This is a genomic window from Roseateles sp. GW821-FHT02E12, from assembly GCF_059421665.1.
The window spans coordinates 126,361-151,682 of sequence record NZ_JBWKVK010000001.1 but is presented as its reverse complement, the minus strand read 5'-3'; the positions used below and the strand labels follow the sequence as shown (position 1 = coordinate 151,682).

Sequence of the window (25,322 nt, the reverse complement as noted above, 5' to 3'; positions counted from 1 at the left end):
CAGGAGGTCAGGCGGCCGCGGCCAGGCGATTGGCGGCGATCAGGGGGCGGGTGAGTCGGTAACGGGCCAGCGCGGCGGCGCCCACGGCCACCGCGTCGGTGCCGAAGCGCGAGACGGTGACCGTCGGTGGCGCCAGGCCGGCGTCACCGGACTGGCTTTCGAGGGTGCGGAAGGCGTGTTCCAGCAAGGGCGCGCCGAGTTCGATGGCCGCGCCACCGAGCACGATGCGACCGGGGTCGTAGGCGCTGCTGAGATTGCCCAGCAGCATGCCGAGATAGCGGCCGGCACTGGCGACGGCGTCCAGCGTCTCGGGCTGGCGCGCGCGCAGCCGGCGCTGGATCTCGGCCACGCCGCCGGCTTCGCCCGCGGGCAGCATGGCGCGAAAGCCGATCAAGGCCTCGGCGCAGCCGCGGCGGCCGCAGCTGCAGCGCGGGCCGTCCAGTTCCAGTGTCATGTGGCCCACCTCGCCGGCCAGGCCGTGGGCGCCAGTCAGCAGCCGGTCCTCGACGATGACGCCGGCGCCCACGCCCAGGCCCAGGCTCAGGTAGATCAGCGGGTCGGGCCGGTTGTCGGTGCCGAACTCCAGCTCGCCCAAGGCGGCCACGTCGGCGTCGTTCTGCACGAAGAGCGGCGTGCCTTGCAGCGGCGTGCCGCGCAGGTGCTCGGCCATCAACCGGCCGGCGGGCAGGTTGCGCCAGCCGAGGTTGTGGGCGAAGTGCAGGTGGCCGCTGTGCTCGTCCACGCCACCGGGCAGGCCGATGCCGATGCCGATGACCTTCTGTGCCGGCACGTCCAGCCGTGCATGGACCTGCAGCAACAGCTTGGCCGCGCGCACCAGAGCCAGATGGGGGTCGCGGCCGGCGTCCAACGGCGAGCGGGCGCGGGCCAGCACGTCGCCGCTCAGCGAGGTGGCCACGGCATGCACGCCGTCCACGCCGATCTCCGCGCCCAGCAGCACCAGGCGGCCGGGGTCGAGGAAGAGGGGCGTGGGCCGGCGGCCCAGCTCGCCGGTGGCGACGACCTCGCGCTCCAGCAGCCAGCCCTCAGAAAGCAGTTCCTTCACCAGCGCGCTGACGGTGGACTTGGTCAGCTGCAGCGACTCGGCCAGGCCCGCGCGCGACTGCCCCGGCCAGGCGCTCAAGTGCCGCACGATGGCCATGCGGTTGAGATCCTTGAGCAGGTGCTGGTCGGCGGTGATTTGCATGGTCAGGCCGTCACGAGCACGGCACCGGCGCGAGGGCGGCCAGCGTGAAGGAGGGCCAGGCCGATCAGCGCAAGGCCAATGGCGGCGGTGAGTGCCTGCGCCGCGCCGGAGAACTTGGCGGCAGCCACGCAGGCCTCCCAGTTGGAGGCGATGACCCATGCCAGCAGCGCGCCGACGGCTGTCAGCACGCCACCGGCGACGAGCAACGCGCGGTGCGGCTGGGTCATGTCCATGCCGGCGTCCACATCGACACGCTCGAAGCGACCGCGGAACCACAGCCAGAACAGGCCCAGGCTGGTCAGGTGCATCAGCCCAGCAAACACGAACACCCATTGCTGCGTGCCCGTCCACTGCACGGCCAACGCCGCCAGCAGTGCGATGAACATGCCGCCGATGCCACCGGCCGTGGCGCCCAGGCCGATGACGGCGCCGGACACCTTGGTGGGGAAGAGGTCGGTCGCCGACGTCAGCAGGTTGGCCGACCAAGCCTGGTGGCAGGCCGTGGCGAGTGTGATGAGCGCGACGCAGAGCGCAAAGCTGTCGCTGTAGTAGGCCAGGATGGCGCCCGGCATGAAGGCAGCCGCCAGGCCCATGGCCGTCATGCGGGCGCGGCCGATGGGCCAGCCGCGCTTGACCAGCGTGCTCGACAGCCAGCCGCCGAAGATGGAGCCGACGCTGGAGCCCAGGTAGATCAGCGCGACGAGGCCGGCGCTCTTCAGCGGGTTCTGGCCGCGCTCGCGCTCCAGGTAGGACGGCAGCCAGAACAGGAAGAACCACCACACCGGGTCGGTCAGCAGCTTGCCGATCAGGAAGGGCCAGATCGCGCGAAAGCGCAGCAGCGCCGTCCACGGCAGCTTGACCGCCTGCTCCTGCGGGGCCTGGCCGGAACGGATATGGGCCAGCTCGGCGGCGGACACGCGCGGATGGCGCTCCGGCGCGTGAAAGCCGCGCTCCCAGAACACCAGCCAGGCCAGCCCGGCCGCGCCGATGGCGACGAAGGCGAACTGCCAGCCGAAGGTGACGGCCAGCCACACGGTGATGGGCGACGCGATGATGCCCAGCGCCGTGCCCGAGTTGAAGATGCCGGTTGCCAGTGCCCGCTCCTGCTGCGGGAACCACATGGCCACGGTCTTGATCGCCGCCGGGAAGTGCGCCGCCTCCGCCAGGCCCAGCATGAAGCGCACGAACACCAGGCCCAGCACCGAGGCCACCAGCCCGTGCGCGGCAGCCGCGGTGGACCACAGCAGCAGGGCCGCGGCCAGGCTGCGCTTGACACCGAAGCGGTCGATGGCGATGCCGATCAGCGGCGGGAAGGCCGCGTAGGCGGCCGTGAAGGCGAAGGTGATCCAGCCGTAGTCGGCATCGGTCAGCGCCAGGCCGCCGGCCTCGAAGGGCTGCTGCAGGCTGGTCTTGAGCACCGACAGCGCGTTGCGGTCGATGTAGTTGATGGTGGTCGCCACGAAGAGCAGCGCACAGATGACCCAGCGCTGGCGGCCCAGCGGCATGGCGGCGGCGCCAGCCATCACACCACCCAGAACACAACCGCCCCGGGCGCGTTTGCGCGGGCGGAGGTCGCGGGAGCCGGGATGGCGAGGTCAGGGTTCAACGGGCTGTCTCCAGGGGCGCGGCGCTCGATGGCGCCTCTTTTCAGGCTTGCTATGGACTCAAATGTAGCGCTACCATTTTGCTTTGTGCAAGCGAGAAATCTCTAACATTCCCGCGATTCCGGGGTTCCGGCACCCCGGTAGGCCCATATCAGGAGACCAAATGAAGACATGGGCCCAAGCCCTGGCCGGCGCGCTGCTGGCTGCCTTGCTGCAGCCTGCCTGCAGCGCGCCGGTGGAGGATGGATACGACCTTTGGCTGCGCTACCGCGCATTGCCGGCCGCCGCCCAAGGGCCCGTGCTGGCGCGGGCGCGCAGCATCGTCCATGCCGAGCCGGCGTCGCCGACGCTGCAGGCTGCGGTTGCCGAACTCAAGCGCGGCGTGGCCGGGTTGACGGGCCTAGAGCCGGCCGTGTCGGCCAAACCGGCGGACGGCACCCTTGTGCTGGCGACACCGGCCAGCGCGCCGGCCGGCCTGGCGCTGCCGTGGGCCGAACTGGGGCCCGAGGGCTATCTGCTGCGCAGCACCCGGCTGCAGGGGCGGGCGGTGACGGTGATCGCGGCCAACTCCGACATCGGCCTGCTCTATGGCAGCTACGCCTGGCTGCGCGTGGCGCAGACGGGTGGCAACCTGGCCAAACTGGACCAACGCTCTTCGCCCCGGTTGAGCCTGCGCCTGCTCAACCACTGGGACAACCTGGACCGCACGGTGGAGCGCGGCTATGCCGGCGCGTCGATCTGGGACTGGTGGAAGCTGCCCGACATCCGCGATGTGCGCTACGTGGACTACGCGCGGGCGAACGCGTCGCTCGGCATCAACGGCACGGTGCTGAACAACGTCAACGCCAAGGCCGAGTCGCTGACCGCGCCGTTCCTCGCCAAGGCCGCCGCACTGGCCGATGTGCTGCGGCCTTATGGCATCAAGGTCTACCTGTCCGCGCGCTTCTCGGCGCCGGTGGACCTGGGTCGCCTGAAGACGGCCGACCCGCTGGACCCGGCCGTGCGCGCCTGGTGGAAGGCCAAGGCCGACGAGGTCTACCAAGCCATCCCCGATTTCGGCGGCTTTCTCGTCAAGGCCAATTCCGAGGGCCAGCCCGGCCCGCAGGACTACGGCCGCAATCATGCCGACGGCGCCAACATGCTGGCCGAGGCCCTGGCGCCGCACGGCGGCGTCGTGCTGTGGCGGGCTTTTGTCTACGCGCCCGATGCCAGCGACCGCGCCAAGCAGGCCTATTCGGAGTTCAAGCCGCTGGACGGCAAGTTCGCCGCCAACGTCATCGTGCAGGTCAAGAACGGCGCCATCGACTTCCAGCCGCGCGAGCCCCTCCATCCGCTGTTCGGCGCCATGCCGCGCACGCCGCTGGCGCTGGAGCTGCAGATCACCAAGGAATACCTCGGCTTCTCGACCCACCTCGTCTACCTCGGCCCGCTGTTCGAGGAGGTGCTGCGTGCCGACACACGCGTGAAGCCGCACGGCGCGACCGTGGCCCGCCAGATCACGGCCATTGCCGGCGTTGCGAACATCGGCAGCGACCGCAACTGGAGCGGCTCGCACTTCGACCAGGCCAACTGGTACGCCTTCGGCCGCATGGCCTGGGACACCGACCTGGGCGCGGCCGATGTGGCCCGCGAGTGGGTGCAGCAGACCTTCACGGCCGCGCCGCGCGCGGTCGACACCATCGCCGCCATGATGCTGGCCTCGCGCGAGGCCGTTGTCGACTACATGACGCCTCTCGGCCTGCACCACCTGATGGGCACCGGCCACCACCACGGCCCGGCGCCCTGGGTGGACAACCTGGAGCGCGCCGACTGGAACCCGGTCTACTTCCACCGCGCCGGCCGCGATGGCATCGGCTTCGACCGCTCGCCGCGCGGCAGCGACGCCGTGGCCCAGTACGCGCCCGAGCTGGCGCAGGCGTTGTCCAACCCGGCCACGACGCCGGAGAACCTGTTGCTGTGGTTCCACCATCTGCCCTGGGACCACCGCATGGCCTCAGGCCGCACGCTGTGGGCCGAACTCGTCGCGCGCTACGACCGCGGCGTGGCGAGCGTGGCCGACATGCGCGCTCGCTGGGCTTCACTGCGCGGCACCATCGACCCGCAGCGCCATGCCGACGTCGCGGCCCATCTCGCGGTTCAGGAAGCCGAAGCCCGCTGGTGGCGCGACGCCTGCATCGCCTACTTCCAGTCCGCCTCCGGCCTGCCGCTGCCCGCCGGCGTGCGGCCCCCCGAGCGCTCGCTGGAGGAGTACAAAGCCCTGCGCTTCCACTTCGCGCCCGGACGCGGCGGCTGAGAGGAGCGAAGCCAAATATGATTGCGCAAACAACCCCATCACCATTCGAGGGACCCCTTTGAAGCCAACCGCTCGTTCTGGGCGCAGCCCCAAGGTCGCCACCATCGCCGACGTGGCCAAGCTGGCCGGGGTGTCGCCGATGACGGTGTCGCGGGTCATCAATGGTGAGCAGAACGTGCGCCCCGGCACGCGTGAGAAGGTACAGGCCGCCGTCGCCGAACTGAACTACCTGCCCAACCAGGCCGCGCGCCACCTGGCCGGATCGGAGCCCATCCGCATCGGCATGCTCTACATCGACCCGACGGCCGGCTACCTCAACGAGTTCCTCATCGGCCTGCTGAACAAGGCCACGTTGCGGCACGTGCAGCTCGTCGTGCAGCGCTGCGATGCGGCGCGCGACGGCGAGGAAAAGCCCGTAGCCGAGATGATCGCCAACGGCATCGACGGCCTCATCCTGCCGCCGCCCTTCTGCGATTCCCAGCCGCTGCTCAAGCTCGTCGCCGAGACCGACACGCCGGCCGTCGTCGTGTCCAGCGGCGTGCCGCCGGAAGCCGTCTGCGCCGTCGGCATCGACGACTACCAGGCCGCCTACGAGATGACGAAGCACCTGCTGAACCTGGGCCACCATCGCCTGGGCTTCATCATCGGCGACCCCTACCAGAGCAGCAGCGCGCGCCGCCTGGCGGGCTTCCACGGGGCGATGAACGACGCGGGCCTGAACATCGCCGAGGAAGAGGTCGTCGCCCAGGGCATGTTCACCTACCGCTCGGGGCTGGACGCGGCCGAGTTCCTGCTGTCGCAGGAGCAGCGGCCCACGGCCATCTTCGCCAGCAATGACGACATGGCCGCCGCGACAGTGGCCATCGCCCACCGTATGGGCCTGGACGTGCCCAGCGACCTGACCGTCGTCGGCTTCGACGATGCGCCGCTGGCCACCACGATCTGGCCCGAGCTGACCACCGTGCGCCAGCCCATCATGGAGATGGCCGGCGCCGCGGTGGACCTGCTGGTGCGCCACATCCGCGCTCGCCGCAGCGGCGAGCCGCTGCCCTGCGAGCACGAGCTGATGAACTTCGAGCTCATCCGCCGCCAATCCGATGCCGCGCCGCGCCTGCGCCCGCCGCTGCGGCTCAGCACGACGGCCTGACGCCGTCCAGCCACCCTGATGGCCCGCACCGGGCCGAGGCTTCTCTCCGTATGGAACTCTCCGCCCCGCGCTTCAAGCGCCTGCTGCTGACCGGCGCTGCCGGCAATCTCGGCCGCGTGCTGCGGCCTCGCATGAAGCGCTACTGCGACGTGCTGCGCCTGTCCGACCTCGCCGCCATGGACCCCGCCGTTGAAGGCGAGGAAGTCGTGCAGGCCCCGCTCGAAGAGCTGGCTGCGATGCAGGCCTTGCTCAAGGACGTGGATGCCGTGCTGCACTTCGGTGGCGTGTCCATCGAGAAGCCCTTCGACGTGGTGCTGCCGGCCAATATCGTCGGCGCCTACAACGTCTACGAGGCGGCCCGCCAGCGCGGCGTCAAGCGCATCGTTTTCGCCAGCTCCAACCACGTCACCGGCTTCTACAGCCAGGGCGAGACGCTGACCCCGCAGGCCACGCCGCGGCCGGACAGCTATTACGGCCTGTCCAAGGCCTTTGGCGAGAACCTGGCCCAGTTCTACTTCGACCGCTACGGCCTGGAGACGGTGACCCTGCGCATCGGCTCCAGCTGGCCCGTGCCGACCGACCGCCGCATGCTGTCGAGCTGGCTGAGCTACGACGACCTGGAGCGCCTCATCGTCGCCGCCCTGAGCGCGCCTGTCGTCGGCCACAGCGTCATCTACGGCATGAGCGACAACCGCTCGACCTGGTGGGACAACAGCAAGTCCAATCACATCGGCTTCAAGCCCCAGGACAGCTCTGAGCCCTGGCGCGCCGAGGTCGAGGCTGCCCAGCCTTACGTCGACCCCAGCCGGCCCGAAGTGCGCTGCCAGGGTGGCCAGTTCGTCACCCTCGGCCCTTTCGAGAAGGACCCGGAATGAGGATCGCCTTCACGCCCAACGCGCGCCGGCCCGACCCGGCCATCGAGGTGCTGGACGACGCCTTCCTGCCGCTGCGCCTGTTTGCCGCAGGTGTCGAGCAACTCGCCACGGGCCTGGCCTGGGCCGAAGGGCCGGTGTGGTTTGGCGACGGGCGCTATCTGCTCGTCTCCGACATCCCGAACAACCGCATCCTGCGCTGGGACGAAACGACAGGGGCCGTCAGCGATTTCCGCGCTCCGAGCAACAACGCCAACGGCCATGTGCGCGACCGTCAGGGCCGGCTGGTGAGCTGCGAGCACCTGACGCGCCGCATCACGCGCACCGAGTACGACGGCCGCATCACGGTGCTGGCCGATCGCTTCAACGGCAAGCGGCTGAATTCACCGAACGACATCACCTGCCACGCCGACGGCAGCCTGTGGTTCAGCGACCCGCTGTTCGGCATCGCCAGCGACTTCGAGGGCGAGAAGGCCGAGTCCGAGCTGACGCCGGCGGTCTACCGCATCGACGGCGTGACGGGCGAGTTGACGCTGCAGATCGACGACCTCAAAGGCCCCAACGGCCTGGCCTTCAGCCCCGACGGCAAGACCCTCTACGTCATCGAAAGCCGCGCCCAGCCGCATCGGCTGATCTGGGCCTATGACGTGGACGGCGCGAGCTTGAGCAACAAGCGCCTGCTCATCGACCCGGGCTGCCCGGGCGCCTTCGACGGCATGGCCCTCGACGTGCAGGGAAACCTCTGGTGTGGCTTTGGCAGCGACGGCAGCGCGGCTGCCGATGCGGCCCAGCTCGATGGCGTGCGTGTCTACAGCGCCACTGGCAAACCGTTGGCCCACATCCACCTGCCCGAGCGCTGCGCCAACCTGTGCTTTGGCGGCGCCAAGGGCAACCGCCTCTTCATGGCGAGCACGCACTCGTTGTACGCGCTCTACGTCAATACGCGCGGCGCCGTCGCCTAGCGACGGTGCCGTGACGGCGCCGCGGCGGGTCAGCTGCCGAACTGCTCGTTCCCCGCCACACCCATCTTCTTGACGCTGTGGCGCTGCGCCGATGCCATCACGGCAGCGACGGCGCCGTAGTCCACCAGCTTGTTGGGCTTGATGTGCACTTCGGGCTGGTCGGCTGCGGCCAGCGCGCCCACTTCCTGCATCTTCGCGTCGACTGCGGCCTGATTGGCCAGGAGCTGGTTGTCCCAGTAGACGGCGCCGTCGAAGTCGACGGCAACGGTGTGGACGACCGGCTTGTGCGTCTGCTTGCCACCCAGCCCGATGTCCAGGTTGATGGAGTGCAGCTGGGTCGGGATGGTGATGATGAGCATCACCAGCAGCACCAGCATCACGTCGATCAGCGGCGTCGTGTTGACCTCCATCAGGGCTTCAGGTTCTCCGTGGCCCGACATTGCAACGTTCATTCCCATGGTTACCTCCCAGGATTGCTGCCATGCGCGTGCCAATGAGCGGCGAGCGCTGGCTCCGATGATGCCCAGCACAGGATGCAAAGACAACAGGGACGATCGCCTGCAGCGGGGCGGCCGAGGTTTCAGAAATGCTGCGCTGCAGCGTCAGGCTCGCCCGCCCAGAAATGGCTGAAGCAGCACTATCAAGATCGCCGGATTCGCGATAAAAGCTGACAAAGCGCCCGGTCCGTCAAGCCAGCTTTTGCACCTAACACGGGGGTCCAACGGACAGGTCTCGCCAATCTTGCGAGTCCACCGAACGGATGGAGGCCTTATGAAGCAGCTCGGCTTGGTGATTCCAGCCGTCAGCGTTGCTCTGCTGGCGCCCGCTGCGCTATCGGCGCAGAAGCTTGAGCCCGTGGTCGTCATCGGCACGCGGGCCAGCGTCGAATCCGCTGCCGAGCGCAAGCGCCGCAGCGCCGACATCCTTGATGGCATCCTCGCCGAGGAGATCAACCGCTTGCCCGACCTCAGCGTGGCGGACGCGGTGCAGCGCATCACCGGCGTGCAGATCACGCGCGACCGGGGCGAGGCGTCGGTGGCCACGGTGCGCGGCCTGGTCCAGATCGAGACCACGCTGAACGGCCGCGAGCTGTTCACCGCTGGCTTCGGCCGGGCGCTGGACTACGCTGACCTGCCCAGCGACATGCTGGCCGGCATCGATGTCTACAAGACCTCGGCGGCATCGCGTATCGAGGGCGGCCTCGGCGGTACGGTGGACCTGCGCACGCGCCGCCCGTTCGATTTCCGCGCGCCCATGCTGGCACTGTCGGCGCGCCATCTGCACGGTGATCTCGTCGGCAGGAGCGCCGGCCAGTTCTCGCTGCTCTACGGCGGCGGCACAGCCACCGGCCTGGGCGAGGCTGCGGTGCTGGTGAACCTGGTGCTGCAGGACCGGGCCTACCGCGAGGACCAGAAGAGCACCAGCGCGCCGCTGCTGTGCAGTGCGCGCGCCACCGCGGGCTGCCGGCTGGACCTGGTGCCCGGCGAGGACACTGTCGTTCCCGGCGGCAGCAGCGAGAGCGCCAACGTCGGCCGTCGCCGCCGCAGCGCGGCCAGCGTGATGCTCGGCTGGCGGCCGGACGCGGACCTGGACCTGTACGCCGAAGCCCACTTCGCCGAGTTGAGCACCCGGCAGGACACGCAGCAGCTCAACATCGGCCCGAACTTCGCGGCCGGCAGCAGCTTCGACCCCGCGAGCGTCGCGCTCTTCGCCGGCACGCACGATGTGCAGCGCATCACCTGGACCAACGCGCCGGTCTCCATCCTCGGTTTTGCGCGCGACACCGTCGACCGCACGCGCCAGTTCGCCGCGGGCGGTGCCTGGACGGCTGGGGATCTGCGCCTGAGCGCCGACCTCAGCCACACGCGCAGCCTCAACCGACTGTTCTTCGCCGGCCCCACGCTGGCCGCCACTGCGGCGCGATTCACGCACGACCTGGCAGGCACGGTGCCGGCCACGGCGGTCGCCGGGACGGACCTCGCGAATCCGGCCAACCTGCGTTATGTATCGATGGCCTACCGGGTGCGCCCGCTGCGTGGCAGCCTGCTCGCCGGCCGCGTCGATGCCGAGTGGCAGCTGGAGCGCGGTGTGCTGGAGCGCGTGGCAGTCGGCTGGCGGCATGCGCGCCGCGAGGCCGACAACGCGCCCAACCTGATCTTTGGCGACATCGCGCTGCCCGGCACGCCCGCGGCCACGCAGGCCAGCCGCACTGCCATCTACCCCTACTCGCCCATGCTTGACGCGCGCACGAGCAGCATCGAGGGTTATCTCACTGACACGCTGGCCGACGCCCGCGACCCGCTGGCGGCGCGCGGCGCCTTTGGCATCACCACGCCGCTGCCCACCGCCGGTGGCCCGCTGGGCGTGTGGCGCATCCGCGAGGCCACCGACTCGGCCTACGCCGAGGCCGGCTGGAAGCTGCCCGCCCTGGCGCTGGATGGCCAGACGGGCCTGCGCCTGGTGCGCACCCGCTCGACGCTGTCCGGCAACCAGAGCGTGCCCTCCAGCGCCACCGTCGAACCGCTGGTCATCGCCACGACGACGACCGACTGGCTGCCCAACGCCAGCCTGCGCTGGCGGGCCGGCGGGCCCTGGCAGCTGCGCGCCGCCGCCTCGCGCACCATCACCCGGCCCGACTTCAACCTGCTGTCACCGTCCATCACGCTGACGCCCAACAGCATCAACCCACAGCTCAACCAGGGCACGGCCGGCAACCCGGCGCTGCGGCCACTGCGGGCCACGAACGCCGACCTGGCCGCCGAAGGCGACTTCGGTGCCGGCCACGCCGCTGCGCTGACGCTGTTCTGGAAGCGCGTGGACGGCTTTCTGGCCACGCTCAGCCAGGCGGAGACGCACGACGGCCAGCTCTACCAGGTCAACCGGCCGTACAACGCCGACGCCGGCCGCATACGCGGCGCCGAGCTGTCCTACCAGCGCTTCCTCGACTTCCTGCCCGGCGCCTGGCGCGGCCTGGGCCTGCAGGCCAACGCCACCTTCGTCGACAGCAGCACCTACGACCGCGCGCTGCGCGCCAACGTGGCGATGCAGAACCTGTCGCGCCGCAGCGCCAACCTCGTCGGCCTGTACGAGCAGGGTGCGTGGTCCGCGCGGCTGGCGTGGAACTGGCGCAGCAGCTTCCCCAGCGGCACGGTCAGCGTCGTGGGCCTGGGCGCCCTGCAGACCACCACACGCGGCTACGGCTGGCTGGACGCCTCGCTGCGCTGGCGCATCACCGAGCAGCTGACCTGGTCGCTCGATGGCGGCAACCTGCTGGGCACGCTGCGCCGCTCCTACTTCGGCGTCGAGACGCGGCCGCAGAACGCCTGGGTCAATGATCGGCAGATCGGTACCAGCCTGAGTTTGCGGATATGAGGGCTGATGCCATTCGTTGGGGAGTCGCACTGGGTATTTGGCTGGTGCTGCTGGGCGCCAACGCCGCGCCCATCGACGACTGGCGCCAGCGCGCCATCGCCGTGCGCAAGCTGGCCGACAACGACGCCCCGGCCGCCTACGCGCAGGCACAGCGCCTGCAGGCCGATTTGCCGCCTGACGCGCCGGCCGACGACCGCACGCGCGCGCTGAACCTGCTGGCGCGCATCGAGGTCCACCTCGGCCGTTCGACCGAAACCATCGCGCGTGCCGAGCACGCAATGCGCGAGGCCACCGCTGCCAACGACCGCGCCGGCCAGGGTGAGGCCGACATGAACCTGTCGCTCGGCGCGGTCAATCTCAACCATGTGGAGCGACTCGTCGAGGTCACGTCGCACAGCATCGCCGTGCTGGAAGGTGTACCTCGGCCCGACCTGCTGGCCGAGGCGCTGTTCCGTGGTGCCCTGGTGCTGCGCCGCGTCGGCCGGTTCGAGGAGTCGGCCACCATGGCGCTGCAGTCCATGGATGCCGCCCAACGATCGGGCGATCCGCTGGCACAGGCCTATGCCCACCACGGGTTGGCGGTGTCCTATATGCAGAGCGAGCGTTTCGTCGAGGCGGGGGAGCAGCTGGAGCAGATGCGCCGCCAGGCCCAGGCCGCGGGCTCCAGGTTGCAGGAAGGGTTCGCGCTGCTGGGCCTGTCCAACGAAGCCCACCGGCGCCAGGACCATGGCGAGGGCGAGCGGCTCGTCGGCGAGGCCATCGCCATCTTCACCGCGGTGGCGACACCGGTGAACCTCGCGAATGCCGTGCACAACCACGCCGAGCAACTGCTGTCCCAGGGGCGGCTGCAGGAAGCGCTGGCCGAGAGCGAACGCGCGCGCGCCATCCTCGGCACGACGCAGCTGCGCGCCGGCCGCTTCCACGGGGCCCAGCAGCGCAGCCGCATCCATGAGGCGCTGGGGCACTCGGCGGCGGCGCTGGCCGAAGCCGAGGATGCCTATGCCGAGTCGCTCGCCCTCGGGCAGCCGCTCTACGTCGCCAGCGCCGCGCGCCGGCTCGCCCAGCTCCAGGCGGCCGCGGGCGACCTCAGGCGGGCCTACCGGCTGGCCATCGACGCCGCGGACATGCAGGCGCGCGCCAGCACCGAGCGCAGCGCCGAGCGCTTGCTGGAAGCCGCGCAACGCCGCCGTGACGAGGCGCGCCGGCGCGAGCTGGCCGAGCTGCAGCGCCGCGGTGATCAGCAGGCCACCGAGCTGCGGGCCCGCGGGCTGCAGGAGCGCTGGCTCTGGACTGTGCTGGCCGGCAGCCTGCTGGCGCTGGGCGGCACCGTGTTCTTCCTGATGCGGCTGCGTCGCTCGCGCGCCGAGGTGCGCAGGCTGGCCGACACGCTGGAGCAGCGTGTGCACGAGCGCACCGACCAACTGGAGCGTGCCCAGCATGCCGCCGAGGCGGCCACCCAAGCCAAGAGCGAATTCCTGGCCAACATGAGCCACGAGATCCGCACGCCGATGAACGCCATCCTCGGCATGTCTTACCTGGCGCTGCAAAGCGGGCTGGACGCCAAGCAGCGCAACTACGTCGAGAAGGTGCACCGGGCGGCCGAGTCGCTGCTCGGCATCATCAATGACATCCTCGACTTCTCGAAGATCGAGGCCGGCAAGCTGGAGATCGAAACCATTCCTTTCCAGCTCGGCGACGTGTTCGACCAGTTGGCCAACCTGGTGGGTATGCCGGCCGAGGAAAAGGGGCTGGAGCTGCTGTTCGTCCTGCCGCCCGAGCTGCCCACCGCGCTGGTGGGCGACCCCTCGCGGCTGAGCCAGATCCTGTTGAACCTGGTCAACAACGCGATCAAGTTCACCGAGCGCGGCGAGGTGACCGTCGCTGTCTCGCTGGCGGAGCGCACCGCGGAGCGGGCGATGCTGCGTGTTGAGGTACGCGACACCGGCATCGGCCTGAGCGCCGAGGCGCGCGAGCGGCTGTTCCAACCCTTCACGCAGGCCGACGCGTCGACCAGCCGGCGCTTTGGTGGCACGGGCCTGGGGCTGGCGATCTGTCGTCACCTCGTCGAGCGCATGGGCGGCAAGATCGGGGTGAACAGCGAGCCCCACCGCGGCAGTCGTTTCCACTTCACGCTGCCATTCGGCGTGCAGCGCGGCGCGCAGCCAGCGCCGGAGGTCGGCGAATTGCGCGGCACGCGGCTGCTCATCGTCGACGACCATCCGGCGGCACGGGAGCTGCTGTCGGTCCTGGTGGCGTCACTGGGCTTGCAGGCCGAGGTGGCGGTTGATGGCGAGTCGGCGCTGGTCGCGGTGGCCGCGGCCGATGCCGCCGATCGCCCCTTCAAGTTGGTGCTGCTGGACTGGCGCATGCCCGGCATGGATGGCGTCGAGTGCCTGGCGCGGCTGACGAGCATTGCCGGCCGCCATGCGCCGCCAACGGTGCTGATGGTCACCGCCTTCAGCCGCGACCAGGCCGAACGCCAGCTGCAGGCGCGGGGGTTGCAGGTGGCAGCCCTGCTGCCCAAGCCTGTCACCCCTTCGGCGCTGCTGGATGCCTGTGTCACGGCGCTCGGGCTTCAGGCGGCGGGCCCGCGCCGCAGCGAGCAGAAGATGGAACGGCTGCAGGCGCGCCAGGCCAGCCTGGCCGGCGCGCGGATCCTGCTTGTCGAGGACAACGCCATCAACCAGGAGCTGGCTTGTGGGCTGCTTGAGCGTGCGGGCATCGTCGTCACCATCGCCGCAGACGGCCGCGAGGCCCTCGCCGCGCTGGACGCCGACAGCTTCGATGCCGTGTTGATGGATTGCCAGATGCCGGTGATGGACGGGTACGAGGCGACGCGTGCGCTGCGCCTGCGCCCAGCACTCAAGGGCCTGCCGGTGATCGCGATGACCGCCAACGCGATGGCCGGCGACCGCGAGAAGGTGCTGGCGGCGGGCATGAACGACCACGTCGCCAAGCCCTTCCGCGTGGACGACCTGTTCGCGACCTTGGCCAACTGGGTGCGTCCGGCGTCGGTACAAGCCGTCGGCCAGACCTTGCCCACCGCAGCGGGCTTGGACGTCAGCGCCGGCCTGGCGGCGGTCGACGGCAACGAGGCGCTGTACCGGCGGTTGCTGGGCATGTTCCGTCAGCGGGAGGTTGACTTCGAGACGCGTGTGCGTGATGCCTGCGCGCGCGGTGACGCTGCGGCCGCGCTGCGCAGCGCACACGACCTGAAGAGCGTCGCCGGCACGCTGGGCATGCCGGCCCTGCAGCAGGCGGCAGCAGCGTTGGAGGCGGCTTGCGGGCAGGGCGTCGACGCCGCGGTGATCGAGCCACTGCTGGCGGATGTCATGCGGCTGCTGGAGCCGCTGCTGCGTGCGTTGCCGGAGTCGATGGACGTGTGACTTCTTTGAGTCTGGGGCTCCAGGTGCTTTCGTGGAGAAGGCCGGCGCCAGGCTCAAGTCGGCGAGCCGTACCAGCGGGCCTTGTCCTCGAGAAAGTAGTCCTCGCCAGGCGCCTCGATGGCCTCGCCTTCAAAGAGCCCGGCCGTAAACCCATAGACCTTTGGCAGCCGCAGGTCCGCGGTGAAGACATGCGATCCGCATCGCTTGCAGAACGAGCGTTGCAGATTCGCTGTCGGACTGAACACGGTCAGTCCTTCGGGGTTGTCCACGACGACCTGATCGCGTGGCGCGGTGATCCAGGTCGTGAAGGCCGCGCCGCTGAGGCGGCGGCACTCGCCGCAATGGCAATTGCCCGGGCGGCGCAGTGGTGATGGGACCGTGACGGAGACGGCACCGCAATAGCAGGAACCGCGGGCGACAAGGGGCTGGGTCATGGACGTTCAGATGTCGAGCTGGGGTCAATAGCCGCGGCCGCGGTCCACGTGAGCGGGAATCATCCCGTCCCGTCGGTAGGCGGCCAGGTTGGCCGCCACGATGCCTGACGCCGTCTGCCGGTCGGTGGGTGCGGAGATGTGCGGCAGCACCGTCACCGCCGGGTGGGCCCAGTGCCAGCTGTCGGCCGGCAGGGGTTCGGTGGCGAACACATCGAGTACCGCGTGGCGGAGGTCGCCGCGGTCGAGCGTGCGCCGGAGCGCGTCATCGTCGACGAGGGCACCCCGGGAGAAGTTGATCAGCGAGGCCTGGTGACGCAGCCGGCCCAAGGTCGAGTCGCTCAGCAGCCCTCGGGTCTCGGCGGTCAGCGGCAGCAGGCAGACGAGGATGTCGGTGCTCGCGAGCATCTCTGCCAGCCCGCCGTCGCCGGCATGGCACTTCACGCCGGGCACGTCGCGCAGGGTCCGGCTCCAGCCTTGCACCTTGAAGCCCGCAGCGACCAGGCGGCGTGCTGCCGCTTCGCCCAGCGCGCCCAGGCCGAGCAGCCCCACCGTCTTGTCCTGCGGCCGCACGTAGTCCTGAGGCTGCCACTTGCGCTCCCGCTGCTGGCTTGCATAACGCGGCATGTCGCGGTGCAGGTAGAGCGTCCAGGCGAGCACCGCTTCGGCCATAGTGTCGGCCAGCTGTGGGTCGACCAGCCGCACGATCTTCAGGTCGCCATGGCCGAGGTGGCCGAGGTGGCCGAGATCGGCCAGCATGCGCTCCACGCCGGCCCAGACGCTGTGCACCCATCTCAGCTTGGGCAGGCGGCGCAGGTCTTGCGGGCGCGGGTTCGCCACGACCGCGACCGTGCAGGCTTGCCGCGCGGCATCGTTCAGCGCGGCGAACGGCACGACTCGCTCGTCGGGCATGGCCGCCTGCAGCGCGGCGACCCACTCGGCCTCTTGGGAGAAGTCAGGCGGCGCGACGAAGGGCAGGACGCCGGTCACGTCGCGTACACCTTGCCGAGGTCGGCGAAGCCCTTGATCTCGATGGGATTGCCGCTGGGGTCGAGAAAGAACATCGTGGCCTGCTCGCCGGGTTCGCCCACGAAACGCAGGCTGGGTGCGATGACGAAGCTCAGCCCTCGAGACGTGAGGCGATCGGCCAGCGCCCGCCAGTCCGGCATGGCCATCACCAGGCCGAGATGCGGCATCGGCACCATGTGCTCGCCCACGCGGCCTGTGTTCGCAACCGGGAACGGTTCGCCGAGATGCAGCGAGATCTGGTGGCCGAAGAAGTCGAAGTCGACCCAGGTGTCGGTGCTGCGGCCTTCGAGGCAGCCGAGCAGCTCGCCATAAAAAGCGCGCGACGCATCCAGGTCACGCACGTGATAAGCGAGGTGGAAGGCAGTCCTCATGGCGAACTCAGGTGAATCGCCGCGCATCGCGCAGGCCATATTGCGTGATGTGGGCGATCGGTACGCCGACGTAGAAGATGTGCGCCAGCAGGCCGCTGACGATGTTCCAGCCCTCCGGCAGCTTCCAGCCGGTGACGCCAGACAGCGGCACGACGACGTAGACCATCGCCACCCAGGTCAGCACGCCGTAGACGCTGCCCCAAAGCCAGGGGCGGGCGGTCAGCGATCCAAGCCGCAGCGCCGCAAAGAGGTAGATGGCCGCCATCGCCGTGGTGAGGGCAAAGTGGCACAGCAACCCCAGCGCCACCATCTCCATGCCGCCCTTCATGGCCGCCGCACCGAGCAGCCCGCTGGCGATGTATTTCAGGATGCCTTCGACCGTAGCGCCGTGCGACACATAGCTCGCAAAGGCGGCCAGGATGTCCAGCGCGCCGGACACCAGTCCGGCCAGGACGATCGTTGAGATGCGGCGCATGAAGTTTCCCGGCGATCGGACATGGAAGCGAAGAATCTTAGAAAGTCGCCACGGCCCCCACACGAGGGGATGCCCTCAAGCGGATCCATCGAGCGGACGGCCAGGTCGGGCTTGGCATACTCGCCTCCCCATGCAGACGCTGAGCTTTCACGCCATCGCCAAGTCCTTCGGCAGCGTAGCCGTCCTGCACGATGTGAGCTTCGAGCTGGCGGCCGGGCGTGCCGTCGGCCTGCTGGGCGAGAACGGCGCGGGCAAGAGCACGTTGATGAAGATCCTGGCGGGCTACGAGGCGCCGAGTGGCGGCGAGCTGCGCCTGGATGGCGCGGCAGTGCGCTTCAGCGGCCCGCGTGCGGCCGAGGCGCTGGGCATCGCGATGATCCACCAGGAGTTCGCGCTGGCCGAGGCGCTGACGGTCGCGCAGAACATCTTCCTCGGCCACGAGCTCAAGCGTGGCTGGTGGCTGGACGATCGCGCCATGCGCGCGAGCACCGCGCAGTTGCTCGCGCAGGTGGGCCTGGACTGCTCGCCTGACACGCCGGTGCGCGCCCTGAGCCTGGCGCAGAAGCAGCGCGTGGAGATCGCCAAGGCCCTGCAGCGCCGCGCCCGCGTGCTGGTGATGGATGAGCCCACCGCCACGCTGACGCGCACGGAAGCAGAGCAGCTGTTCGGGCTGGTGGACCGGCTGAAGGCCGACGGCGTGACGCTGGTCTACATCTCGCACAAGCTCGAGGAGATCGAGCGCCTGACGGACGAAGTGATCGTCATGCGCGACGGCCGCTTCGTGACCCGCGCACCCACCGCCAGCCTCAGCCGCGCACAGATGGCCAGCCTGATGGTGGGCCGCGAGCTGAGCGACCTGTTCCCGCCCAAGTCTGTTCGACCCGATGCCGAACCACTGCTGAAAGTGCGGGGGTTGAGCGTGCCAGGCTGGGCGCATGACATGAGCTTCGAGGTCGCGCCAGGCGAGATCCTCGGCTTTGCCGGCCTCGTCGGCGCAGGCCGCACCGAGTTGTTCGAGGGGTTGATCGGCCTGCGACCGGGCACGACCGGGCATGTCGAGATTGCCAGCCGCACGGTGCGCATCGCCAGCCCGCGCGAGGCTGCCGATCTGGGCCTCACCTATCTCAGCGAAGACCGCAAGGGCAAGGGCCTGCACCTGGACTTCGGCCTGCGCCAGAACCTCACGCTGATGGCGCTGTCGCGCTACGCCCGGCTCTGGCTGCGTCCGGCCGACGAGGCCATGGCGCTCAAGCGCGCCGTCGACGAGTTCGGCATTCGAGCCGGCTCGCTGGACGTGCCCGCGCGGTCGCTGTCGGGCGGCAACCAGCAGAAGCTGGCGCTGGCCAAGGTGCTGCACGCCGGGCCGCGCATCGTCGTGCTGGACGAGCCCACGCGCGGCGTGGACGTGGGCGCCAAGCGCGAGCTCTACGGCCTCATCCAGCGCCTGGCGGCTTCAGGCCTGGCGGTGATCGTGGTGTCGTCGGAGTTGATGGAACTCATCGGCCTGTGCCACCGCATCGCCGTCATGCGCGCCGGCCGCCTGCAAACCGTCCTCGATGCTGCCGAGGCCACTGAAGACCTGCTGATTGCCCATGCCACTGGAACTCACTGAATCTCGTCCCAGCATCGCCTCGCGCCTGCACGGCTTCGGGCCCCTCGCCGGGCTGGTCGCGTTGTGCGTGATCGCGTCGATGCTCAACCCCGAGTTCGCCACGCTGGACAACGCGCTGAATGTGCTGACCCGCACCACCTTCACCGGCATCATCGCGGTGGGCATGTGCTTCGTCATCGTGGGCGGGGGCATCGACCTCTCGGTAGGGTCGATGGCAGCGCTGATCGCCGGCTGCGTCATCCTGCTGATGAACTCGCTCGGCGCCCACGGCGTGGCGCCGGGGCTTGCGGTGGTGGTGGGCGCCAGCGGCGCGGTGCTGCTGGGCAGCCTGCTGGGCCTGACGCATGGCTGGCTGATCACGCGTGGCCGCATCGAGCCCTTCATCGTCACGCTGGGCACGCTGGGCATCTTCCGCGCCGTGCTGACCTGGCTCGCCGATGGCGGCGCCATCACGCTGGACAACGAACTGGCCGATGCCTACGCGCCGGTCTATTACGGCGCGCTGCTGGGCGTGCCAGTGCCTGTCTGGGTGTTCGCCGCCGCGGCCCTGGCGGCGGCGGCGGTGCTGCAGCGCACCGCCTACGGCCGCTACGTGCAGGCCATCGGCTCCAACGAGCAGGTGGCGCGTTATGCGGCCGTCAAGGTCGATGCGGTCAAGCTGGGCAGCTACGTGGTGCTGGGCGCGATGGTGGGCGTCGCCACGCTGCTCTATGTGCCGCGCCTGGGCTCTGCCTCGCCCACCACGGGTTTGCTATGGGAGCTGGAGGCCATTGCCGCCGTCATCATCGGCGGCACGGCCCTCAAGGGCGGCTCGGGCAGCATCGCCGGCACGGTGGTGGGCGCGCTGCTGCTGTCGGTGATCGGCAATGTGCTCAACCTCACCAGCTTCATCAGCATCCACCTCAACGCCGCGGTGCAGGGCACCGTCATCATCGCCGTCGCCTTCATGCAGCGGCGGCAACGATAAGGAGACATTCGCATGATGTTCACTCGCAGACTCGTCACCGCACTGGCACTCACCGGCGCCTTTGCTGCCCAGGCTCAAACCCCTGTGCACCTGGGCGTGGCCATCCCCTCGGCCGACCACGGCTTCACGGCCGGCATCGTCTGGTGGGCCAACCAGGCCAAGAAGGAGCTGGAGGCGGCCAACCCCGGCCTGAAGATCACCGTCAAGGCCGCGGCCTCTGCGGGTGAGCAGGCCAACCAGCTGCAGGACCTGCTGACGACCAACAAGATCAACGCCTTGGTCATCCTGCCGCAGGAGTCCGCCGCGCTGACCAAGCCCGTGCAGCAGCTGCACAACAAGGGCGTCTACGTGACCGTGGTGGACCGCGGCCTCACCGACGCCTCCGCGCAGGACGCCTACGTGGCCGGCGACAACACCGCCTTCGGCGCCGTGCCGGCCGAGTTCATCGCCAAGCAGCTGGGTGGCAAGGGCGAGATCGTCGCGCTGCGCGGCATCCCCACCACGATCGACAACGAGCGCATGGACGCCTTCAAGGCCGTGCTGGCCAAGAGCCCTGACATCAAGCTGCTGGATGCCAAGCATGGCAACTGGAACCGCGACGACGCCTTCAAGGTGATGCAGGATTTCCTGACCCGCTTCAAGAAGATCGATGCCGTCTGGGCCGCCGACGACGACATGGCCTTCGGCGTGCTGCGCGCCATCGACCAGGCCAAGCGCACGGACATCAAGCTGGTGTTCGGCGGCGCCGGCGCCAAGGGCATGGTCAAGGTGCTGAAGGACGGCAGCGACCCGCGCATCCAGGCCAACGTGTCGTACTCGCCCAAGTTCATCTACGACGCCATCAAGCTCACCGCCGAGGCGCGCCTCAAGGGCCAGAAACTGCCGGCCAAGACCATCGTGCCTTCGGTGCTGATCACGAAGGACAACGCCAAGGACTTCTATTTCCCCGACAGTCCCTTCTGACCATGAGACCTCTGACCCTCTTCACCGGCCAATGGACCGACCTGCCGCTGGCCGAGCTGGCGCCGCTTGCCAAGCGCATGGGCTACGACGGCCTGGAGCTGGCCTGCGGTGGCGATCATTTCAATGTGCAGCGCGCGTTGAAGGAGCCTGGCTATGCAGCGGGCCAGCGCGCCCTGCTCGCGGAACACGGCCTGCAGGTCTTCGCTATCGGCAATCACCTGATCGGCCAGGCGGTGTGCGACCTCATCGACGAGCGCCACAAGGCCATCCTGCCGGCGCATGTGTGGGGTGACGGCGAGCCGGAGGGCGTGCGCCAGCGCGCCGCCGCCGAACTGGCCGACACGGCGCGCGCCGCGAAGCTGCTCGGTGTGCAGCGCGTGACCGGCTTCACCGGCTCGTCCATCTGGCATGCGGCCTACGCCTTCCCGCCCACCTCGCAGGCCTACTGGGATGCCGGCTTTGCCGACTTCGCGCGCCGCTTCACGCCCATCCTCGATGTGTTCGCCGAGCAGGGCGTCAACTTCGCGCTGGAGGTGCATCCCACCGAAATCGCCTTCGACATCGCCACGTCCGAGCGTGCGCTCGAAGCGCTGAACCAGCACCCGCGCTTCGGCTTCAACTTCGACCCCAGCCACCTGGCCTACCAGGGTGTGGACTATGTGCGCTTCATCCGCCAGTTCGGCCCGCGCATCTTCCACGTGCACATGAAGGACGTCTGGTGGGGGCGCGGCGACGGCACGGTGGGCACCTTCGGCGGCAACACCAGCTTCGGCGACCCGCGACGCGGCTGGGACTTCCGCAGCGTCGGCCGCGGCATGATCGATTTCGAATCCATCATCGTGGCGCTCAACGACGTGGGCTATGCCGGGCCGCTGTCCGTCGAATGGGAAGACAGCCGAATGGACCGCGTGCATGGGGCGACAGAAAGCGCGGCCTACTGCCGCCGGCTGGACTTCCCACCCGCGCATGACGCCTTCGACGCGGCCTTCTCGAAAGGCATGGCGTGAGGAAGCTGCGCGTTGCGATGGTGGGCGGCGGGCGCGACGCCTTCATCGGCGCCGTGCACCGCCACGCGATGGCGCTGGATGGCCGTTACGAGCTGGTGGCCGGCGCGCTGTCATCCACGCCGGAGAAATCCCTCGCCTCCGGCCGCGACCTGGGCTTGGCCGAGGACCGCATCCACGCCGACTGGCGCGCCCTGCTCGCCGACGAGCTGCGCCGCCCCCCCGAGCAGCGCGTGGACCTCGTCGCCATCGTCACGCCCAATCACCTGCACTTCGACGTGGCGCGCGCCTTTGTCGACGCGGGCTTCCACATCGCCTGCGACAAGCCGCTGGTGCACAGCAGCGCGCAGGCCGAGGAGCTGGTGGCGCTCGTCAACGCACGCGGTACCGCCTTCGCGGTGACCTACAACTACACCGGCTACCCGATGGTGCGCGAGGCCCGCGAACTGGTGCGAGCCGGCGCCATTGGTCGGGTCCGCAAGGTCATCGTCGAGTATCACCAGGGCTGGTTGGCCGGTGCGCTGGAAAGCGCCAGCAACAAGCAATCCAGCTGGCGCATGGACCCCGCGCAGAGCGGCCCCGGCGGGGCACTGGGCGATATCGGCACCCACGCCGAGAACCTGCTGCACACGGTCACGGGCATGGGTATCGAACAGCTCTGCGCCGAACTCAGCAGCTTCGGCCCTGGCCGCCAGCTCGACGATGACGCCAGCGTGCTGCTGCGCCTCACCGGCGGCGCACGCGGCGTGCTGCTGGCCTCGCAGATGGCGGTGGGCCACGAGAACGACCTGCGCCTGCGCGTGTTCGGCGAGCGCGGCAGCCTGGACTGGCGGCAGGAGGACCCGAACGTGCTGATCCATTCACCGCTGACCGAGCCGCCGCGCCGGCTCACGCGCGGGTCGGCCAATCTCAGCGAAGCCGCACGCCGCGCCTGCCGCCTGCCGCCTGGCCACCCCGAGGGCTTCATCGAGGCCTTCGCCAACCTCTACACCGAGCTTGCGGCCGACCTGCACGCGGGCACGCGCAGTGGCGACTATCCGCGCGTCGAGGACGGTGCGCGTGGCGTGCGTTTCGTCGAACGCGCGGTGGCGTCGAAGGGGCAGTGGATAGGCTTTCAGTCCGGCTGACTTGCGCCGCGTGGCCTTGGCAGGCTCAAGCCGCGAGTGCAGCTTGCTGCGCAAGCGCCTCATCCAGACGCTGATGCGCCGCGCCTTCCCAGGCGATGGGCAACTGGTTCTTCGCCTGAAGGTAGTGATGCGTGAAGACGCCCAGGTACGCCTGAAGGGTCTGCCCGGCGGCCTCGTCGCCCGCAAGATTCAGGCAATGCGCGGCAACCTCGCTGGTGCAGAAATGGTCGTCGCAACGTGACCGGCGCAGCCTGTATTGCGAGGCCTCGGCGGGCTCGAGGCTGAGCACCGGCATGTGGTTCAGGTAAGGGCTTCGGCTGAACATCTTTCGCGCCTCTGACCACGTGCCGTCCAGCAGGATGAACAGCGGACGCTTGGCCGTGCCGTCCTGGCCCAGCGCTCGCGGCTGAACGGCCTGCACCACACGTTCCGGCGCGGCGTACTGGCCTGGGAATACGACGTAGCAATCCCAGGTCGGATCACTGAGCAGGGCGATGAGCGCGGGATCGGACTCGGTTCGCGACCAACCAAAAGCGAAGGTGTCTGCGACCGTATCCGCGATCAGCCAACCGGTGTTGGTCGGCTTCAGCGGCTCGATGTCGGCCATCAGCAGGCACACCGCGGCGCGCGTGTTCACCGAAGGGCGCAGGGCGCACATGCAGTGGGTTGGCACCAGCCGGCAGCCCTCGCAGCGCTCGCGCTTGAAGCCACCGCGAGCCGAGAAGGGCTTGGTGGCGCTTGCCAGACGCGCGGCGCGCAGAAGAGACACAGCATGAGACATGCGCCGATTGTCGGAGCAGGGGTCAGAGCAGGTCGGGCTGCCGAGCGGCGCTCGGATTGCGCCCTACGCGTGAACCGTCTTGAACTGGCCGATCACGTCCAGCAGTCCGCTGGCCTGCTGCTGCAGGCTTTCGGCCGCTGCGGCACTTTGCTCCACCAGCGCTGCGTTCTGCTGCGTGCCCTGGTCGATGGAGGCGACCGCCTGGTTGACCTGCCCGATGCCACTGCTCTGCTCGGTGGCCGAGGCGTTGATCTCCGCCATCAAGTCCGTCATGCGGCGCACCTGGCCGACGATGTCGCTCATCGTCGTGCCGGCCTCGCCGACGAGCAGGCTGCCGGCTTCGACCTTCGCGACGCTGGCGCCGATCAAGCCCTTGATCTCGCGCGCTGCCTGGGCGCTGCGCTGGGCCAGGGCCCGCACCTCGCCCGCCACAACGGCAAAGCCGCGACCCTGTTCGCCGGCCCGCGCAGCTTCCACCGCGGCGTTCAGCGCCAGGATGTTGGTCTGGAAGGCGATGCCGTCGATGGTGCCGATGATGTCGGCGATCTTGCGGCTGGAGTCACTGATCTCACCCATCGTCGTGACCACGCGCTGCACGACGTCGCCGCCGCGGCCGGCCACTTCGGTCGCGGCGCTGGCCAACTGGCTGGCCTGGCGCGAGCTCTCGGCCGTCTGCTGCACGGTAGACGTCATCTGCTGCATGGACGCTGCCGTCTGCTGCAGAGCGCTGGCCTGCTGCTCGGTGCGGCTGGACAGGTCGTGGTTGCCGCTGGCGATCTCCTGCGAGGCGGTGGCGATGCTGTCGGCCGACTCGCGCACGCGGCCCACCATGTCAACCAGGCCGTCGTTCATGCGCTTGAGCGCCGTCAGCAGTTGGCCCGTCTCATCGGCGCTGTCGATGACGATGTCGGAGCTCAGGTCGCCCGAGGCCACGGCTTCGGCCAGACGCACGGCGCGGGCCAGCGGCCGTGTGACGGCATTGCTCAAGGTCCAGCCCAGCAGCACCGCGGCCGCCACGGCTGCGGCGCTGGTCAGCAGCATCACCAGGCGGTCGCGGCCGTAGGCGCTTTCGGCCTGCTGCACACGGGCGGCGGCTTGCTGCTCCTCGTAGTCGATGTACTCGTCGCTGGCCTTCAGCAAGGCCGCAAGCAGCGGCCGGCATTCGGCATTCATCTTGGTGACGGCCTCGTCGCGCTTGCCGTCCAGGGCCATGCCGACGATGGCCAGCGCCACCGGCCCGTACTGGGCTTCGATGCGCTCCATCTCGCCCACCAGGGCGTTGTCGCGATCGCCCAGGTCGCCCGCCTTGCCCAGCGCCTGCTTCAGCTTGGCCAACGCCTGCTGCATCTCTTCATGCGCCTTGGTGACGGCCACCTTCTCGACGTCGCGGTCGGCCTGTGTCGTCACCAGCACCAGGTTGCGTGCCGCGATGGCACGCTGGGCCGCGGCGTCGCGGACATCGTTGGCCATGCGCTCGCGCTGGCCAACACCCTCCAGGTAGTCAGTGAAGCGCCCGTTCGAGCGGCTCAGCGAATTCAAGGCCAGGCCCGACACCAGCAGCACGACGGCGGCCAGGGACGCAAACCCAAGCATCAGCTTGGCTCTCAGGCGCATTTGGTTCAGCATCATTGACTCCAGTTGGCGAACACGCGGCGAAACAGCCAGGCGTTAGGGAGAAGCGCCTCGTGTCGTTCACCGGACTCTAGGGAGCGCTCTGGATGC

At 69.4% G+C, this 25,322-nt stretch carries 20 protein-coding genes; 11 read left to right on the top strand and 9 right to left on the bottom strand.

Features of this window, described 5'->3' with window-relative positions; all coding sequences use genetic code 11:
• Window positions 1-7: 7 nt before the first annotated feature.
• Window positions 8-1,204: an ROK family protein gene (locus tag AC07V5_RS00715; protein WP_495113553.1), complete on the bottom strand. Its 1,197-nt coding sequence runs from the start codon at window positions 1,202-1,204 to the stop codon at window positions 8-10.
• Window positions 1,205-1,206: 2 nt separating this feature from the next.
• Window positions 1,207-2,727: an MFS transporter gene (locus AC07V5_RS00710; protein ID WP_495113552.1), complete on the bottom strand. Its 1,521-nt coding sequence runs from the start codon at window positions 2,725-2,727 to the stop codon at window positions 1,207-1,209.
• Window positions 2,728-2,971: 244 nt separating this feature from the next.
• Between AC07V5_RS00710 and AC07V5_RS00705 the strand changes: the two genes are divergently transcribed.
• The 4 genes from AC07V5_RS00705 to AC07V5_RS00690 are packed head-to-tail and all read left to right on the top strand — an operon-like array spanning window position 2,972 to window position 8,082.
• The gene (locus AC07V5_RS00705; RefSeq protein ID WP_495113551.1) at window positions 2,972-5,101 is read left to right on the top strand and encodes an alpha-glucuronidase family glycosyl hydrolase; all 2,130 of its coding nucleotides are present in this window, start codon (window positions 2,972-2,974) and stop codon (window positions 5,099-5,101) included.
• A 58-nt stretch (window positions 5,102-5,159) separates the two neighbouring features.
• Window positions 5,160-6,248 carry a LacI family DNA-binding transcriptional regulator gene (locus AC07V5_RS00700; RefSeq protein WP_495113550.1) on the top strand — a complete coding sequence of 363 codons (1,089 nt, stop codon included), beginning with the start codon at window positions 5,160-5,162 and terminating at the stop codon, window positions 6,246-6,248.
• Between the two features lie 50 nt (window positions 6,249-6,298).
• Window positions 6,299-7,123: an NAD-dependent epimerase/dehydratase family protein gene (locus AC07V5_RS00695; protein ID WP_495113549.1), complete on the top strand. Its 825-nt coding sequence runs from the start codon at window positions 6,299-6,301 to the stop codon at window positions 7,121-7,123.
• Complete coding sequence (locus AC07V5_RS00690) at window positions 7,120-8,082, top strand: SMP-30/gluconolactonase/LRE family protein (protein WP_495113548.1); 963 nt, start codon at window positions 7,120-7,122, stop codon at window positions 8,080-8,082. The genes AC07V5_RS00695 and AC07V5_RS00690 overlap by 4 nt, the downstream gene beginning before the upstream one ends.
• Before the next feature lie 29 nt (window positions 8,083-8,111).
• Here AC07V5_RS00690 and AC07V5_RS00685 read toward each other — a convergent pair whose 3' ends face one another.
• Window positions 8,112-8,540 (bottom strand): ExbD/TolR family protein, encoded by a 429-nt coding sequence (locus AC07V5_RS00685; RefSeq protein ID WP_495113547.1) that lies wholly within the window; start codon window positions 8,538-8,540, stop codon window positions 8,112-8,114.
• A gap of 313 nt (window positions 8,541-8,853) precedes the next feature.
• Between AC07V5_RS00685 and AC07V5_RS00680 the strand changes: the two genes are divergently transcribed.
• Both AC07V5_RS00680 and AC07V5_RS00675 read left to right on the top strand, forming a co-directional pair.
• Window positions 8,854-11,454, top strand: a complete 2,601-nt coding sequence (locus AC07V5_RS00680; RefSeq protein ID WP_495113546.1) for a TonB-dependent receptor — start codon at window positions 8,854-8,856, stop codon at window positions 11,452-11,454.
• Window positions 11,451-14,840 carry a hybrid sensor histidine kinase/response regulator gene (locus AC07V5_RS00675; RefSeq protein WP_495113545.1) on the top strand — a complete coding sequence of 1,130 codons (3,390 nt, stop codon included), beginning with the start codon at window positions 11,451-11,453 and terminating at the stop codon, window positions 14,838-14,840. The genes AC07V5_RS00680 and AC07V5_RS00675 overlap by 4 nt, the downstream gene beginning before the upstream one ends.
• A 53-nt stretch (window positions 14,841-14,893) precedes the next feature.
• On the opposite strand, the gene AC07V5_RS00670 is transcribed toward AC07V5_RS00675, so the two are convergent.
• The 4 genes from AC07V5_RS00670 to AC07V5_RS00655 are packed head-to-tail and all read right to left on the bottom strand — an operon-like array spanning window position 14,894 to window position 17,146.
• Window positions 14,894-15,274 (bottom strand): GFA family protein, encoded by a 381-nt coding sequence (locus AC07V5_RS00670; RefSeq protein ID WP_495113544.1) that lies wholly within the window; start codon window positions 15,272-15,274, stop codon window positions 14,894-14,896.
• Window positions 15,275-15,298: 24 nt separating this feature from the next.
• Complete coding sequence (locus AC07V5_RS00665) at window positions 15,299-16,261, bottom strand: 2-hydroxyacid dehydrogenase (RefSeq protein ID WP_495113543.1); 963 nt, start codon at window positions 16,259-16,261, stop codon at window positions 15,299-15,301.
• The gene (locus tag AC07V5_RS00660; RefSeq protein WP_495113542.1) at window positions 16,258-16,671 is read right to left on the bottom strand and encodes a VOC family protein; all 414 of its coding nucleotides are present in this window, start codon (window positions 16,669-16,671) and stop codon (window positions 16,258-16,260) included. Before AC07V5_RS00660 ends, AC07V5_RS00665 begins: the two co-directional genes overlap by 4 nt.
• Window positions 16,672-16,678: 7 nt before the next feature.
• Window positions 16,679-17,146 (bottom strand): hypothetical protein, encoded by a 468-nt coding sequence (locus tag AC07V5_RS00655; protein ID WP_495113541.1) that lies wholly within the window; start codon window positions 17,144-17,146, stop codon window positions 16,679-16,681.
• A 130-nt stretch (window positions 17,147-17,276) separates the two neighbouring features.
• Here AC07V5_RS00655 and AC07V5_RS00650 point away from each other — a divergent pair, with 130 nt between their 5' ends.
• Genes AC07V5_RS00650 through AC07V5_RS00630 form a run of 5 tightly spaced genes read left to right on the top strand, consistent with a single transcriptional unit; the run spans window position 17,277 to window position 22,819 of the window.
• The gene (locus tag AC07V5_RS00650; protein ID WP_495113540.1) at window positions 17,277-18,758 is read left to right on the top strand and encodes a sugar ABC transporter ATP-binding protein; all 1,482 of its coding nucleotides are present in this window, start codon (window positions 17,277-17,279) and stop codon (window positions 18,756-18,758) included.
• Window positions 18,739-19,725, top strand: a complete 987-nt coding sequence (locus AC07V5_RS00645; RefSeq protein ID WP_495113539.1) for an ABC transporter permease — start codon at window positions 18,739-18,741, stop codon at window positions 19,723-19,725. Before AC07V5_RS00650 ends, AC07V5_RS00645 begins: the two co-directional genes overlap by 20 nt.
• Window positions 19,726-19,737: 12 nt before the next feature.
• Entirely contained in the window at window positions 19,738-20,688 is a 951-nt protein-coding gene (locus AC07V5_RS00640; protein ID WP_495113538.1) for a substrate-binding domain-containing protein, read from the top strand.
• A gap of 2 nt (window positions 20,689-20,690) precedes the next feature.
• Window positions 20,691-21,695, top strand: a complete 1,005-nt coding sequence (locus AC07V5_RS00635; protein WP_495113537.1) for a sugar phosphate isomerase/epimerase family protein — start codon at window positions 20,691-20,693, stop codon at window positions 21,693-21,695.
• A 17-nt stretch (window positions 21,696-21,712) separates the two neighbouring features.
• A complete protein-coding gene (locus AC07V5_RS00630; protein WP_495115645.1) occupies window positions 21,713-22,819 on the top strand; it encodes a Gfo/Idh/MocA family protein in 1,107 nt (368 codons plus the stop codon).
• Between the two features lie 25 nt (window positions 22,820-22,844).
• Here AC07V5_RS00630 and AC07V5_RS00625 read toward each other — a convergent pair whose 3' ends face one another.
• Together AC07V5_RS00625 and AC07V5_RS00620 are read right to left on the bottom strand one after the other, a co-directional pair.
• Entirely contained in the window at window positions 22,845-23,600 is a 756-nt protein-coding gene (locus AC07V5_RS00625; protein ID WP_495113536.1) for a tRNA-uridine aminocarboxypropyltransferase, read from the bottom strand.
• A 63-nt stretch (window positions 23,601-23,663) separates the two neighbouring features.
• Window positions 23,664-25,226: a methyl-accepting chemotaxis protein gene (locus AC07V5_RS00620; RefSeq protein ID WP_495113535.1), complete on the bottom strand. Its 1,563-nt coding sequence runs from the start codon at window positions 25,224-25,226 to the stop codon at window positions 23,664-23,666.
• Window positions 25,227-25,322: the final 96 nt, after the last annotated feature.